Source organism: Bacillus sp. 5mfcol3.1 (genome assembly GCF_900114335.1).
GTDB lineage: Bacteria > Bacillota > Bacilli > Bacillales > Bacillaceae_G > Bacillus_A > Bacillus_A thuringiensis_S.
On record NZ_FOST01000007.1, the window covers coordinates 19,050 to 34,585 of the forward strand.

The window sequence follows — 15,536 nt, forward strand, 5'->3', positions numbered from 1 at the left end:
CTACTTTTCCCTCAGTTGTTACGGATTCAGAAGTAATTTGAGGTGCTAATCGTTACATAACCTTTTTTATTTTTTGAGATACTTCTTTTGTTTGCAAATTAACATCTTCTTTTCGCAGCTCCTTAAAGAGCGAAATGACCATAAGAACGACTACGATAGAAAATGGTAGTGCTGCGATGATAGCTGCGATTTGTAGTGCATTTAATCCTCCAGCTTGTAATAAAATAGCGGCAATTATCGCGATTGTTAATCCCCATATAAGTTTTAAACTATTTTTCGGTGATAAGCTTCCGTTACTCGTTTGCATGGAAACAACAAATGTTGCTGAATCAGCAGAAGTAACGAAAAATGTGGCTACTAAAATTAACCCGATAATCGTTAAAAATGTAGAGAATGGTAGATGTGAAATAACAGCAAATAATCCAATCTCTGTACCATTTTTTGCAATTTCATCAGCTATTCCAAGCGATTGGAACATTTCCATATGAATTGCGGTACCACCAAATACTGCAAACCAAAATGTACAGATAAGAGTTGGGACTAATACAACTCCAAAAATAAATTCTTTTATTGTACGCCCTTTAGAAATACGTGCGATAAATGTGCCGACGAATGGAGACCAAGAAATCCACCATCCCCAATAGAAAATAGTCCAATTTTCAATCCAAGAAGAAGATTTTTCATTAAATGCTCCTAAATTTAATCCCATACTAGGCAAAGCTCCAATATAAGAACCGAGTGTAGATGTGAAATATTTCATAATAAATACGGTTGGCCCTAAAAGTAAGAAAGAGATGAGTAAAATACCTGCAAGAGAGAAATTCAAGTTACTCAAATATTTAATCCCACGATCTAAGCCAGTTTGTGCACTTGTTAAATATAAAACAGCGAAGATAGCTATAAGTACGAGCTGGGTAAGTAAAGTGTTATGAATGGAAGGGAATAAATAGCTTAATCCTCCAGCAATTTGTTGAGCACCAATCCCAACAGATGGTACAATGCCAAACACTGTGGCTAAAACAGCTAAAATATCAACTGTTTTTCCGATACGGGAATTTTTCGATCGATTAAATAATGGAGTAACTGTAGCCCCGATAGTGCTACCTTTTTGTTTGCGGAATGTGAAATATGCAATTGTTAAAGCGACCATTGCGTATAGTGACCACGGAAAGAGTCCCCAGTGGAAAAATGAATATTGCATAGCGAGTTTGGCGCTTTCTTCTGTACCTGCTTTTCCTGTTAATGGATCTGTAAAATGTGAAATCGGTTCAGCGATTCCATAAAAGAGGAGTCCAATTCCCATTCCTGCCCCAAACAACATGGATAGCCAAGATGGATAATTATATTTTGGCTTTTCTCCATCTTTACCAAGACGAATAGAACCGTACTTAGAAAATGCTAAATAAGCAGCCAAAATAATCATTGTAGTCATAAGTAGAGAGTAAAACCACCCAAATTTATTGAGGATAAATGAGTTTAAAGAAGATGTAACACTTTGTAAATCGTAGCCTTGTATCCAACTTGCTGGGGTAATTCCCCATATAATGAATAATGTTGTTAGCAAGAAGGAGATATAAAATACACTGTTTTCTTTTTTTATCATAGAATCCCACCCTTATTTAATAAAGTTAACAATTATAATAATCATAACAATTAAGTTTTTAATTGTCAAAAAATTCTCTTTTTGTAACATGAAAGGATGTAATTTGTTTTAGGGAGGTAAAGAGCAATGCGTTCACGATATGTACAAATTATAGGAAGAAATAATATGAAATATTGCATTTTATATTGTTACATCCAGATTTTATGTTAAATTCTTGAATGGAATATTAAAATAGGGGGCAAGGATATGAACAAGAAATCAAAGATCAATAAAGTGATGCTTAGCATTAGTACAATGGCTTTATCGTTAGGGGCACTTCAAACTCATGCAGCAGCGGAAGAAAAAGTACCGTATAACGTGTTGAAAACGAAACCGGTTGGAATTGAAAAGTCGGTAGATGAAGTTGGACATATTTCAAAAGTTGATGAAACTTTATCATTTCAAGAACGTTTAAAAGTAGGAGATTTTTCACAGCGACCAGCATCTATTACGAAGAAAACTGCAGTAAAGCAAGTTAAAGAAAGCTATTCAATGGCTGATTTAAACAAAATGAATGATCAAGAATTAGTTGAAACGTTAGGCAGTATTAAGTGGCACCAAATTACAGACTTATTCCAGTTTAATGAAGATGCAAAGGCTTTTTATAAAGATAAAGGAAAAATGCAAGTCATTATAGATGAATTAGCTCATAGAGGTAGTACATTTACGAAAGATGATTCAAAAGGAATTCAAACGTTTACTGAAGTGTTGCGTTCAGCTTTTTATCTTGCATTTTATAATAGTGAATTAAGCGACTTAAATGAAAGAAGCTTCCAGGATAAATGTTTACCTGCTTTAAAAGCAATCGCAAAAAATCCAAACTTTAAGCTTGGTACAGTTGAACAAGATACAGTCGTATCTGCATACGGTAAATTAATTAGTAATGCTTCAAGCGATGTTGAAACGGTTCAATACGCATCGAATATTTTAAAGCAATACAATGATAATTATACTACTTATGTAAATGATCGAATGAAGGGACAAGCAATATACGATATTATGCAAGGTATTGACTATGATATACAGTCGTACTTAACTGAGGCTCGTAAAGAAGCGAATGAAACGATGTGGTATGGAAAAGTAGATGGGTTTATTAATGAAATAAATCGTATTGCTCTTCTAAATGAAGTAACGTCAGAAAATAAATGGCTCGTTAATAATGGAATTTATTTTGCTAGCCGTTTAGGGAAGTTTCATAGCAATCCAAATAAAGGATTAGAGGTTGTTACAAAAGCCATGCATATGTACCCGCGCTTAAGTGAACCTTATTTTGTTGCGGTAGAACAAATTACAACAAATTATAATGGTAAAGATTATAGCGGGAATACAGTAGATTTAGAGAAAATACGTAAAGAAGGAAAAGAGCAATACTTACCAAAAACGTATACATTCGACGATGGATCAATTGTGTTCAAAACAGGAGATAAAGTATCAGAAGAAAAAATTAAGAGACTATATTGGGCTGCGAAGGAAGTAAAGGCACAGTATCACCGTGTAATTGGAAATGACAAAGCGTTAGAGCCAGGAAATGCGGATGATGTATTAACGATCGTAATTTATAATAGTCCAGATGAATATCAGTTAAATAGACAATTGTATGGATATGAAACAAACAACGGTGGAATTTATATTGAAGAGACAGGTACATTCTTTACATATGAGCGTACACCAGAGCAAAGTATTTATAGTTTAGAAGAGTTATTCCGTCATGAATTTACTCATTACCTGCAAGGTAGATATGAAGTACCAGGTCTATTTGGAAGAGGAGATATGTATCAAAATGAAAGGTTAACTTGGTTCCAAGAAGGAAATGCAGAGTTTTTCGCAGGATCTACTCGTACGAATAACGTTGTACCAAGAAAGAGCATAATTAGCGGATTATCATCTGATCCTGCAAGCCGTTATACAGCAGAGCGTACACTATTTGCTAAATACGGTTCTTGGGATTTCTATAATTACTCGTTCGCATTGCAGTCTTACTTATATACGCATCAGTTTGAAACATTTGATAAAATTCAAGATTTGATTCGTGCGAATGATGTGAAAAATTATGATGCATATCGTGAAAATCTAAGTAAAGATCCTAAGTTAAATAAAGAGTATCAAGAGTATATGCAGCAGTTAATTGATAATCAAGATACATACACTGTACCAGAAGTAGCTGGTGATTATTTAGCTGAACATGCAACGAAGTCATTAACAGCGGTGAAGAAAGAAATTAGTGATACGTTGCCTATGAAAGATACAAAAATGACAAAACATAATTCTCAATTCTTTAATACATTTACATTAGAAGGTACGTATACAGGAAGTGTCACAAAAGGTGAATCAGAAGATTGGAAAGAAATGAGTAAAAGAGTAAATGAATCTTTAGAACAATTGGCGCAAAAAGAATGGAGTGGCTACAAAACTGTTACAGCTTACTTCGTTAATTATCGTGTGAATAGTTCAAATGAATTTGAATATGATGTAGTCTTCCATGGAATTGCGAAAGATGATGGAGAAAATAAAGCTCCAACAGTTAATATAAATGGCCCTTATAATGGGCTTGTAAAAGAGGGAATTCAATTTAAAAGTGATGATTCAAACGATGAAGATGGAAAAATTGTTTCTTATTTATGGGAATTTGGAGATGGAAGCACAAGTGCAGAAGTGAATCCAGTACATGTATATGAAAAAGAAGGTTCTTATAAAGTATCGTTAAGAGTAAAAGACGATAAAGGAAAAGAGAGCAGAAGCGAAACAACTGTTACGATTAAAGATGGAAGTTTAACAGAATCAGAACCAAATAATCGTCCAGAGGAAGCAAATCGTATCGAGCTAAATAGTAAGATAAAAGGTAGTCTTATTGGCGGGGACCACACTGATGTTTATACATTTAATGTAGCATCAGCGAAAGATATCGACATTTCTGTTTTAAATGAGTATGGAATTGGGATGACATGGGTACTTCACCATGAATCAGATATGCAAAATTATGCGGCTTACGGTCAAGCTAATGGGAATCATATAGAAGCAAAATTTAATGCAAAACCAGGTAAGTATTACTTGTATGTATATAAATATGATAATGGCGATGGAACATACGAATTGTCAGTAAAATAAGCGCTTTTCCAATGTATGTTTAACTTTACTTTTTGTGGAAAATAGTATATTATATAGATATATAATATATCGGTTATTTTCTAGGAGGAGCCTGTCACAATAGGTTTCTCCTGTTCTTTTTTAGAGGCCTGTCTTACAGGCTTTTATTTAAAAGGGAAATGACTGAAAATTAAGAACGATAATCTTTGAAAGAGGTGGGGCATACACATAACAAAAAAGGGATTGTTTAAGAGAGGGGGATAAGAAATGGCTTTGTTTGGTTATCCACTTGAAACAATTTATTTATATGGATTTATTATTGCTACTATACTCACTGTTATTTATATCTTTTTTGGAGATATATTTGAATCGATATTTAGTTTTGGGGGCGGATCTGTATCCGTTGTTACTTTATTACTTAGTTTTTTCGCCATGTTATGTGGACTTAGTTATATAGGAGAATATTTATTTTCCTTTAATAGCATTCTTATTTTTGGGGCTGCATTTGCTATATCTTTTATCGGTGTTTTCATCATGAAAATACTAATTTTAAAACCGATTGCAGAAGCAGAACAAAATACCGTACAACGTATGGATGAATTTATCGGTTGTAAAGGAGAAGTCATTACGACAATTCCTACAGAAGGATTTGGTGAAGTATTAATTTCATCCCAATTTGGAAGTAATGCAATCCCAGCTAAAACTGTTGGAAAAAAAGATATTTCGCAAGGAACAGAGGTTATTATCGAGGGAGTCCAAGATGGTGTTTTACTTGTACAAAACATCGCTTATTCTTTAAAGAAACCAAAATTATAAGGGGGAATTTACATGACGATTCCATTAATTATCGGTGGAGTTTTACTCGCAATTTTAATTCTACTCATTTTAGTATTTATTACGAAGTATCGTACGGTTGGTCCGGATGAAGCGTTAATTGTTACAGGGAACTGGCTTGGTGGAGGAAAGAATGTAGTTACCACTGATGATGGAAAGAAGATTAAGATTATTCGCGGGGGCGGTACTTTCGTAGTTCCAATTATGCAAAGAGCAGAGCCTTTAAGCTTATTAAACTATAAATTAGAAGTTGGTACACGTGATACGTATACGAAACAAGGTGTACCGATCACAGTAAACGGTGTTTCTATTATTAAAGTGGGATCAACAATTGAAGAAGTTTCCACAGCAGCTGAACAATATTTAGGAAAAGAAACAGAAGAGTTAAAAATAGAAGCAAAAGAAGTTTTAGAAGGGCATCTCCGTGCTATCTTATCTTCTATGACAGTAGAAGATGCGTATAGTAATAGAGAGCAATTTGCTCAAAAGGTACATGAAGTAGCTTCTACAGATTTAAAGAAGATGGGACTTCGCATTGTTTCTTTCACAATTAAAGAAATAATGGATAAAAACGGATACTTAGATGCGCTTGGTCAGCCCCAAATTGCGACAGTTAAGCGTGATGCAACAATTGCGAATGCAGAGCGTGAAAAAGAAGCACGTATTGAAAAAGCCCGTGCTGAAAAAGAGGCAAAAGAAGCAGAATATCAACGTGATGCACAAATCGCTGAAGCTGAAAAACATAAAGAATTAAAAGTACAGTCTTATAAGAGAGAACAAGAACAAGCGCGTGCAGATGCGGATCTTTCTTACGAATTACAACAAGCGAAAGCACAACAAGGTGTTACAGAAGAGCAAATGCGCGTTAAAATCATTGAGCGTGAAAAGCAAATTGAGTTAGAAGAAAAAGAAATTGCGCGTCGTGAAAAGCAATATGATGCAGAAGTTAAGAAAAAAGCCGATGCAGATCGCTATGCTGTTGAGCAATCAGCGGAAGCAGAAAAAGTAAAACAAATTAAAAAAGCCGATGCGGATCAATATAAGATTGAAGCAGAAGCGAGAGCACGTGCAGAAGAAGTACGTGTAGAAGGTTTAGCGAAGGCGGAAATTGAAAAAGCACAAGGTCAAGCGAAAGCGGAAGTACAAAAAGCGCAAGGTACAGCAGAGGCAGATGTTATTAGATTAAAAGGTTTAGCAGAAGCAGAAGCGAAACAAAAAATCGCAGAAGCATTTGAATTATATGGTCAAGCGGCAATTATGGATATGGTTCTTAAAATGCTTCCAAGTTATGCGAAGGAACTTGCAAGTCCGCTTAGTAATATTGATAAAATCACAGTTGTCGATACAGGCGGCGGTGGTAAAAATAGCGGGGCCGGAAAAGTTGCGGGTTATGCGACTGATTTAATGGCAACGATGCAAGAAACGTTAAAAGCTTCTTCTGGCATTGACTTAAAAGAGCTATTAGAAGGATTTGCAGGAAAAGGAGCGGTACAACAATTATCAAGCGATAAACCTGTTGTATCTGTAGTAGAAGATGAGAAAAAAGAAGTAGATAAAGAATAGTAAGGTGAAAAGAACCTCTAGTAAGTGAAATACTAGAGGTTCTCCTATGAATTATAATATTTCGAATAATATACATTTTTATACATTGTTTTAATTATTTAATTTATATAGAATGAAAAAGATATGTATCAATTCTTTAGATGTATAAAAAGATAGAGAGTCTCATTGATACATTTAAATCGTATTATTTTTATAGAAAGATTAAATGTTAATTAATTACATTTAAAACGGTATGGAGGGGTAGAAGTATGTTTCAAGGGAAATTAAGGAGTAGTAGTTTAAAAACAAAGTTACTTGTATCATTTATTATTATTTTAATTCTTCCAAGTATTGTAATTGGTTGGACGTCTTATCAACAGGCGAAGACGAATTTTAATGAAACAATTTTAAACTCGGCGAAAGATAATATAAAAATTTTGGATAATGTAATTAATAAGGAATTGGATAGTAAAAAAATAGATGCAACTTATTTTACGAAATTATTTACACAATCAAGTTACCAAGCAGATCAAATTCAAAACATACAAAATAAACTAGAAGAATACAATAAACTGCATCCAGAAATGGAAGCAATCTATACAGGATCTAGTAATGGACAGTTCATTCAATCACCAGCTATTCAGATGCCAGATGGATATAATCCTACAGAAAGAGATTGGTATAAAGAGGCAGTGAAGAAAAGAGGAGAAGTAATTGTAACTGCTCCATATAAGTCAAAAACGACAGGAAATATTGTTATTACACTAGCAAAACAAAACGAGGATAAAAGTGGAGTTCTTGGGATTGACTTAATCATTAATGATATCGTTACTACTTCTAAGATGGTTAATATCGGTAAGGAAGGATATGTAGCGATATTTGATCAAGATAAAAATGTAGTAGCGCACCCGAAAATGAAGCCAGGAGAGAAATTAGAAGAGAAACTTAGTAAAGAATTGTATAAACAGGAAGCTGGGGATTTTCATTATTCATTAGATGGTGAAGATCGCAATATCACTTTTAAAACGAATAAGAAAACTGGATGGAAAATAGCAGGAATTATGCCTTCCAAAGAAATTATCGAAGCGGCTGAACCTATTTTCTATAAAACAATAACTGTTCTTGGAATTTCACTAATAATCGGTGGGATTGTAATTTACTTCATAATTGCGTCTATTATTAAACCGTTAAAACAACTTGTCATATCATCGAAGAAGATTAGTGAAGGTGATTTAACAGAATCAATTACAGTTCATTCTAAAGATGAAATTGGACAGCTAGGAGAAAGTTTTAACGAGATGGCTGCATCGTTACAAAGTGTCATTTCTAATATAAACACTTCAGCAAGTCATGTAGCGGCATCTTCAGAAGAATTAACAGCTAGTATGAAGCAGACAAGCGAAGCAACGGAACAAATTACACAAGCTATAGAGCAAGTATCAAGTGGTGCAGAAATACAAACGAAAGAAGTTGAAGAAGGAGCAACATTGTTAGAAGAAGTTACAGAAGGAATTCAGCGTGTTGCAGATAGTTCTTCATTAGTATCTACAGCCTCTATGTATACGAAGAAAAAAGCTGAAAATGGTGGGAAGTTAGTTGAACAAACTGTGAATCAAATGCAATTAATTCATGAGTCTGTTTCACAGTCAGACAAAATCATTGGTTTGTTAGACGATAAGTCGAAACAAATTGGAGCAATCCTTGAAGTAATTCAACATATTGCAGAACAGACAAATTTATTAGCGTTAAATGCGGCAATTGAGGCTGCGAGAGCTGGAGAGCAAGGTAGAGGATTTGCAATTGTAGCAGATGAAGTGCGAAAGCTAGCGGAACAATCAGGACAGTCTTCTACGGAAATTGGGAAACTAGTGAAAGAGATTCAATTTGATATAAAAGAAACAGTAAGCTCTATGAATCAAGTTGGAGCAGAAGTACAATCAGGACTTGTAGTTGCAAATGAAACGAAGCAAAGCTTTGTCGAAATATTGAAGTCTACAAATGATACAGTTGTACAAATTGATAGCATGGTAGATGTAGCAAAACAAATGACGGTAGATGCAAAACAAGTAAGTGCATCTATTAATGAAATTGCAGCTACGATTGAAGAAAATGCCGCAAGTGTTCAAAATATTGCTGGTTCCTCTGAGGAACAATTAGCTTCAGTAGATGAAATAAATGCAGCAGCAGTCCATTTATCACAAATGGCAGAAGAATTACAAGAGATGATTGGTAAGTTTAAAATATAATAATAAACTGTTAAGAAACGAAGTAGTACTTATGCTTCGTTTCTTTTTTTATGAAGATAAAAAAGAAAGAAATATATAGTAACCGTGTTATGATAATAAAAAACTGTATTTTCTTTAAATTCTATCTTTAATCATGTTAGGGGAATGGTTTTGAAATTTAAAAAATTAAAACTCCAACCGAGAATTACATTAACTATTAGTACACTTATTTTAGTTGTACTTATGCTAACGAGTTATTTATTTTATTACATATTATCTGAAACGGTAGAAGAGCAAATTGGTAAACGGGCTTTGCATGTTGCGAAAACAGTTGCCGCGATACCAGAAATTCAGGAAGCTTTTCAAAAAGAAAATCCAGCTTCTATTATTCAGCCAATCGCAGAAAAAATTCGAATTGATACAGAGGCTGACTTTATTGTAGTTGGAAACAAAGAGGGGATTCGTTATGCGCATCCTGAGCGAGATAAAATAGGAGAAAAAATGGTTGGCGGAGATAATAAAGGCGTTTTATTAGAAGGGAAATCTTATGTTTCTAAAGCTAATGGATCATTAGGCCCTTCGTTGCGTGGGAAAGTCCCAGTCCGTAACCAGGAAAATGAAATTATTGGTGTGGTGTCTGTTGGGTTTTCAATGGCTGATATTCATGGAGCGGTAGAAGTGTATGGAAAGCGTGTATTTTGGATTACAATAATAGGTCTTTTAATTGGAATAATCGGCTCTATATATTTAGCGGCAAGTATAAAAAGAATGATGTTCGGGATGGAACCAGAAGAAATTTCATCTTTATATGAAGAGCATAGTACAGTGATTCAATCTGTACGTGAAGGGATTATTGTAATCGATAAAACTGGCATGATTAGTTTAGTCAATCAAGCAGCTTATGATATTCTTTCGCTAGATAAGCAACAAAATATTATTGGGGAATTTATTTTAAATGTAATTCCTAATTCAACGATACTAGATGTACTTCAAACTGGTGAAGAACAGTTTGATCGTCAATTAAATATAAAAGGACAGGCTGTTATTGCGAACCGTCTACCTATTAAAGTAAAGAATAAAGTAACTGGCGTTGTATCGAGCTTACGTTTGAAATCTGAAATGGATCAGTTAACAGCAGAATTATCTCAGACGAAGCAATATACAGAGGCATTACGAGCGCAAACGCACGAATATAACAATTTATTGTATACGCTTTCAGGTCTTATCCAATTAGAATCATACGAAGATGCTTTAGAGCTTATTCATAAGGAAACAGCGGTATATCAAGATTTTGTTCAATTTATTATGAAGCGGATTCAAAATCCATGGCTAGGTGGAATTTTAATTGGATTTTATAATAGAGCACGAGAGTTGAAGATTGATTTTATGCTAGATAGAGAAAGTGGTTTAGACAAATTAAGTCCACATATTGAGAGTAATTATGTCGTTTCTATTTTAGGAAATTTAATTACGAATGCATTTGAAGCAATTGAAAAAAATGAAGAGAATGATAAGAAAGTAAGGATGTTTGTAACTGATATTGGAGAAGAAATATTAATTGAAGTGGAAGATTCAGGGCAAGGGATTCATGATGAAATAATTACTAGCATATTCTATAAAGGCTTTTCGACGAAAGAAGGAGGAGAGCGAGGGTATGGATTAGCAAAAGTGAAAGAGTTAGTAGAAGATTTAAATGGAAGTATTGCGATTGAAAAAGGGGATTTAGGTGGTGCGTTATTTATTATTGCACTACCGAAAGAGAGAGGCGAATAGTAATGGGTGAGGAGATTGAAGTATTAATTGTAGAAGATGATATTCGGATTGCTGACATTCATCGTCGTTTTACTGAAAAAATTGAGGGATTTAAAGTAATTGGAACGGCAACGACTGGAGAACAAGCGAAAGAATGGCTAGAGCTTGTGAAGCCACAGCTCGTGTTATTAGATGTGTACTTACCTGATATGCAAGGAACGGAACTTGTCACATATATTAGGAATCATTTGCACGATACAGATATTATTATGATTACAGCGGCATCGGAAACAGATGTAGTGAGGCACGCCCTACGGGGCGGAGTAACAGATTATATCGTAAAGCCACTAATGTTTGATCGATTTAAAGCAAGTCTAGAAGGCTATCAAAAAAAGATTATACAGTTAAAGAAGAACAATCAATTATCTACGGAACAAATTGAATATTTATGGTCTCAAAGAGGCGTGAAGGGAGATCAAATAGAATATGCCCCGAAAGGGATAGATCCTTATACTTTAGCGAAAGTAAAAAAGCATATGTTAACAGTTAATGAAGAAGGGATTACAGCAGAAATGTTAAGCTCAATGATTGGAGTAAGCCGATCAACGGCAAGGCGCTATTTAGAGTATTTGATATCTGGGAAGAAAGTCCACGCAGAGCTAATATATGGAAGTGTTGGGAGACCGGAGAGACGGTATTTTCTTGCTTCTTCATAATAAAAAACAGTAGAGGATTTTATTTCTTCTACTGTTTTTTTGCATCTTATATTGGAATAATCCCAATTACAATTCCGGTAATTAACATAACCATTGTCGTTCCAACGGCCCACAATAAAGTGAAGCGTTGATGTTCACCGAAATCAACTTTGGCCATTCCGACCAATAAATAAGTGGAAGCGACAAGAGGACTTAATAAGTGAACGGGTTGCCCAAGTAAGGAAGCGCGTCCCATTTCAGCTGCACTAATTCCGTAAGTAGCAGCAGCTTTCGTCAAAATAGGTAATACCCCGAAGTAAAATGCATCATTAGACATGAAAAATGTGAATGGCATACTGAGAAGTGCTGTAATAATTGGTAGTTGTGGTCCAAGTGCATCTGGTATAAGAGTTACTACACTGTTAGCCATTGCATCTACCATTTTTGTTCCAGATAAAATACCAGTGAAAATACCGGCAGCAAATACGAGAGAAACAACTGCTAATACATTCCCTGCATGAGAAGCAATACGTTCTTTCTGTTGCTCTAAGTTTGGATAGTTAATCATAACAGCAATAGCAAAAGCGACTGTAAATAAAACAGGTAACGGCATAACTTCTAGTATGAGACAAACAAGTAATGCAGCGGTTAATAAAAAGTTAATCCATAGAAGTTTAGGGCGTTTATGCGCTGCAGCTTCAACAGTTGCAGCTTGCTCATCCATTGTTTGCATTTGTTTTAAATACTGTACATCCATAATTCCTAAACGTTTTCTTTCTTTTTTTCCAAGATAGTAGGCAACGAAAACAACCCAAATTGCACCAGCAATCATTCCTGGAATAAGAGGTGTAAATAATTCGGAAGCCTCAAGTCCAAGTGCGCTCATAACACGAGCTGTGGGTCCACCCCAAGGTGTAAGATTTGTTACCCCCGCCCCTAACATAACAACTCCAGCTAATATGAGGGGGTTCATTCCAAGGCGCTTATATAGTGGATACATTGCGGAAACTGTAATCATGTATGTTGTTGTACCATCACCATCTAGAGAAACGATAATAGTCAATATAGCCGTTCCGACAACGATTTTTAAAGGATCTCCTTTTACAAATTTTAAAATCTTACTAATGACAGGATCAAATAAACCGCTATCAATCATAATCCCAAAATATAAAATAGCGAACATAAGCATAATACCAGTAGGTGCTAATTTTTGAATCCCCTCTAACATCATAGGCCCCATATTGGCATAGAATCCGCCAATTACTGCAAAAACACTCGGAATTAATATTAAGGCTACTAGTGCTGACATACGTTTCGTCATAATTAAAAACATAAAGACAAATACCATCGCAAATCCAAGTAGTGCTAACATGTAATTTCCCCCTCAAAAGAATGATTGCGCTTTCAAAATAGAATAAAAATTCAGAAAAAGGTTTTTTATTTATAATAAAAGCAGCTATTCAAATGGTAAATAATTTGAAAAATAACATCATTAGAAGCATAATTTTTATTTTGTTCATTTTGTTCACGGTAGTTAATTTGAATTTTTAAAAAGTAAGCCACTCCTCGTAAGAATGGTAGAATAAGATGAAAATAGTGAAGTGTGAAATAGGGAGTAGATGTTATATGAAAACGAGAATAGAAGAGATTTATAGCTCTTATGAAGGAAAAGTAGAGGAGATTTTTATTAATGAATCTTCTTACGTATATGAATGGGAAAAATTACTGATGATCCGAAAAAATGACGGTGAGCTAAAAAAAATTGCAGTCGGGATTAGTGGAAATATAAGATTGGTAAATGTAGAAGTTGGACAGGAAATTAGTGCGGATACATTATTAGTTAAATTAGAAGATGATTTATTAATTACAGGTTGTGAGTGATGAGAGATGTGTAGAAATAACTACACATCTTTTTTTGTTTCCTATATTACAAAAAGCACATTGTTTTTTCACAAATCTCACACAACCTTTTGGTATTCTTTTCGTGGAGTATACGGTTTCTAGGGAGGAATATTGATGAAAGTAAAATATGTCGTACTTGCTATATGTTTATGTTTCGTATTTACAGTAGTCGGGTGTGGGAAAAAGGAAACAGCAGCTGTTGCCATTGATGAGAAACATGATAAATGTGATATTTGCCAAATTGGGGTAACAGATAATCAATTTGCAACAGAAATTATTTTAGAAAATGGAAAAGCGTTAAAGTTTGATGATATCGGTTGTATGTATAAATGGATGGAGATCAACTCAGATGAAAAGACGAAAGAGAAATTTGTCCGAGATTATGATTCGAAAGATTGGATTTCGTTAGAAGACGCTACTTACGTATATGATAAAACAATAACGACACCGATGGCTTATAATGTCATTTCATTTAAAAATAAAAAAGATGCAGAGAGCTTTGTATCTAACTATAAGGGGAAAGTTCTTTCGTATAAAGAGCTAGCAGAGCATAAATGGGAAATGAATAAAGAGATGATGGGGAAACCGAAAGCAGGAAATCATGGTGGACATCATTAATAGAAAAAGACAACTATGTAGTTGTCTTTTTCTATTATTACTCAGGTGCAAATATAGAAAAGGTGTAAAATTTTTAGCAGAACGGTTACAATGGAATATAGTAACCTAAAGCAATCATTTATGTACTTTTTAGAAATGTATACAAATGCGGTAAAAACGTGCTAAACTAATTGCTTCATAATGTTAATGATGGGGCCATCAGGCGTATCATTTCAATAGGTTGAGAAACATAGTATAAGCTTAAGATAATCCGATTAAAGAAGGAATCTAAAGGGCTTATGGATAAATGTACTCAAGAAGAGTTATTGTATGTGATGGAGGAATGGTTAAGAAAACATTATCTTTCATAGGAGCTGTAGTTGTGAGAAAACAAAAAATTTTATTATGTATTTTATTAGGACTTTTAATGACGGTAGTGGCTTGCGATAAGCAAGAAGAACCAGAATCGAAACCGGTTCATGTGAAAAATGAAAAGAAAAAAGAGAAGCATAAAGAACAGGAAGAATCTAAAGAAGAGAAAAGTATAAATTTAATGGACAAACAGTTGTTACTTTCAGCTACTCTTGGAGACACAGAGACAGCTATGAAGTTGATTCAGGATGGAGCGAATATAAACGTAGAAGGTGACAACGGAGAAACGCCTGTCCTTGCAGCGACGTACCAAAATCATGTAGAGACAGTTAAAGCATTAATTGGTGCAGGTGCTAATATTGAAATTAAAGATGAGAAAAAAAGTAATCCACTTCTTTATGCAAGTAGAGAAGGATATACGGATATTGTAAAAGTATTAATTAATGCAGGAGTTAATACGAAAGAAACGACTAGGTCAGGTGGGACAGCACTTATTTCTGCATCTGAACGTGGCCATGTAGAGGTTGTTAAAGAATTATTAGAGCATACAGATATTGATGTGAATTATAAAAATGAACGTGGTGGAACAGCGCTATTAGAAGCAATTGTATTAGGAAATGGTAGTGAAAACCATAAGAAAGTAATTCAATTGCTTATTGATCACGGTGCAGATGTAAACATGGCTAACAAGGAACATCTGACGCCACTGCAATACGCTGAAAAAAGAGGTTTTAAAGATATTGTAAATATGTTGAGGGTAGCTGGAGCGAATGAAGTAGTACAGCCACAACAACCAGTAGAGTAAAAAACGAAAAATAATCCCATTTAGATAGACAGAATGAAGAAATCAGTTAGTATGATGGATTCAGTAATGTGTATTTGAATGGGATT

The 15,536-nt window shown here is 34.5% G+C and carries 11 protein-coding genes; 9 read left to right on the forward strand and 2 right to left on the reverse strand.

Annotation, left to right across the window (positions count from 1 at the left end; all coding sequences use genetic code 11):
- Window positions 1-52 precede the first annotated feature (52 nt).
- Window positions 53-1,603: a glycine betaine transporter OpuD gene (gene opuD / locus BM089_RS24965; protein ID WP_071739131.1), complete on the reverse strand. Its 1,551-nt coding sequence runs from the start codon at window positions 1,601-1,603 to the stop codon at window positions 53-55.
- A 246-nt stretch (window positions 1,604-1,849) separates the two neighbouring features.
- On the opposite strand from opuD, the gene colA reads away from it, so the two are divergent.
- From colA to BM089_RS24995, 6 genes are all read left to right on the forward strand, one after another.
- A complete protein-coding gene (gene colA / locus BM089_RS24970; RefSeq protein WP_078994602.1) occupies window positions 1,850-4,747 on the forward strand; it encodes a collagenase ColA in 2,898 nt (965 codons plus the stop codon).
- Between the two features lie 246 nt (window positions 4,748-4,993).
- A complete protein-coding gene (locus BM089_RS24975; protein ID WP_001173144.1) occupies window positions 4,994-5,542 on the forward strand; it encodes an NfeD family protein in 549 nt (182 codons plus the stop codon).
- Between the two features lie 12 nt (window positions 5,543-5,554).
- Entirely contained in the window at window positions 5,555-7,123 is a 1,569-nt protein-coding gene (locus BM089_RS24980) for a flotillin family protein (protein ID WP_000154998.1), read from the forward strand.
- A gap of 248 nt (window positions 7,124-7,371) precedes the next feature.
- Entirely contained in the window at window positions 7,372-9,348 is a 1,977-nt protein-coding gene (locus BM089_RS24985; protein WP_090978364.1) for a methyl-accepting chemotaxis protein, read from the forward strand.
- Window positions 9,349-9,492: 144 nt separating this feature from the next.
- On the forward strand, window positions 9,493-11,100 hold the full coding sequence (locus BM089_RS24990; protein ID WP_090978366.1) for an ATP-binding protein: 1,608 nt from the start codon (window positions 9,493-9,495) through the stop codon (window positions 11,098-11,100).
- Window positions 11,101-11,102: 2 nt separating this feature from the next.
- Window positions 11,103-11,795, forward strand: coding sequence for a response regulator (locus BM089_RS24995; RefSeq protein ID WP_000503468.1), 693 nt, complete (start codon window positions 11,103-11,105; stop codon window positions 11,793-11,795).
- A gap of 46 nt (window positions 11,796-11,841) precedes the next feature.
- Here BM089_RS24995 and BM089_RS25000 read toward each other — a convergent pair whose 3' ends face one another.
- Complete coding sequence (locus BM089_RS25000; protein ID WP_053565293.1) at window positions 11,842-13,146, reverse strand: CitMHS family transporter; 1,305 nt, start codon at window positions 13,144-13,146, stop codon at window positions 11,842-11,844.
- Window positions 13,147-13,400: 254 nt separating this feature from the next.
- On the opposite strand from BM089_RS25000, the gene BM089_RS25005 reads away from it, so the two are divergent.
- The 3 genes from BM089_RS25005 to BM089_RS25015 all read left to right on the forward strand — a co-directional run bounded on the left by BM089_RS25005 (window position 13,401) and on the right by BM089_RS25015 (window position 15,450).
- A complete protein-coding gene (locus BM089_RS25005; RefSeq protein ID WP_000857376.1) occupies window positions 13,401-13,655 on the forward strand; it encodes a hypothetical protein in 255 nt (84 codons plus the stop codon).
- Between the two features lie 135 nt (window positions 13,656-13,790).
- Window positions 13,791-14,294 (forward strand): nitrous oxide reductase accessory protein NosL, encoded by a 504-nt coding sequence (locus tag BM089_RS25010; RefSeq protein WP_000865665.1) that lies wholly within the window; start codon window positions 13,791-13,793, stop codon window positions 14,292-14,294.
- 286 nt (window positions 14,295-14,580) lie between these two features.
- Complete coding sequence (locus BM089_RS25015) at window positions 14,581-15,450, forward strand: ankyrin repeat domain-containing protein (RefSeq protein WP_000287336.1); 870 nt, start codon at window positions 14,581-14,583, stop codon at window positions 15,448-15,450.
- Window positions 15,451-15,536 lie beyond the last annotated feature (86 nt).

Excerpts from the sequence above, each read along its gene's own strand:
- opuD (WP_071739131.1), bottom strand. The coding sequence starts at position 1,603 with ATGATAAAAAAAGAAAACAGTGTATTTTATATCTCCTTCTTGCTAACA.
- BM089_RS24995 (WP_000503468.1), top strand. The coding sequence starts at position 11,103 with ATGGGTGAGGAGATTGAAGTATTAATTGTAGAAGATGATATTCGGATT.
- BM089_RS24975 (WP_001173144.1), top strand. The coding sequence starts at position 4,994 with ATGGCTTTGTTTGGTTATCCACTTGAAACAATTTATTTATATGGATTT.
- BM089_RS24985 (WP_090978364.1), top strand. The coding sequence starts at position 7,372 with ATGTTTCAAGGGAAATTAAGGAGTAGTAGTTTAAAAACAAAGTTACTT.
- BM089_RS24990 (WP_090978366.1), top strand. The coding sequence starts at position 9,493 with ATGGTTTTGAAATTTAAAAAATTAAAACTCCAACCGAGAATTACATTA.
- BM089_RS25015 (WP_000287336.1), top strand. The coding sequence starts at position 14,581 with ATGTACTCAAGAAGAGTTATTGTATGTGATGGAGGAATGGTTAAGAAA.
- BM089_RS25000 (WP_053565293.1), bottom strand. The coding sequence starts at position 13,146 with ATGTTAGCACTACTTGGATTTGCGATGGTATTTGTCTTTATGTTTTTA.
- BM089_RS24980 (WP_000154998.1), top strand. The coding sequence starts at position 5,555 with ATGACGATTCCATTAATTATCGGTGGAGTTTTACTCGCAATTTTAATT.
- BM089_RS25010 (WP_000865665.1), top strand. The coding sequence starts at position 13,791 with ATGAAAGTAAAATATGTCGTACTTGCTATATGTTTATGTTTCGTATTT.
- colA (WP_078994602.1), top strand. The coding sequence starts at position 1,850 with ATGAACAAGAAATCAAAGATCAATAAAGTGATGCTTAGCATTAGTACA.
- BM089_RS25005 (WP_000857376.1), top strand. The coding sequence starts at position 13,401 with ATGAAAACGAGAATAGAAGAGATTTATAGCTCTTATGAAGGAAAAGTA.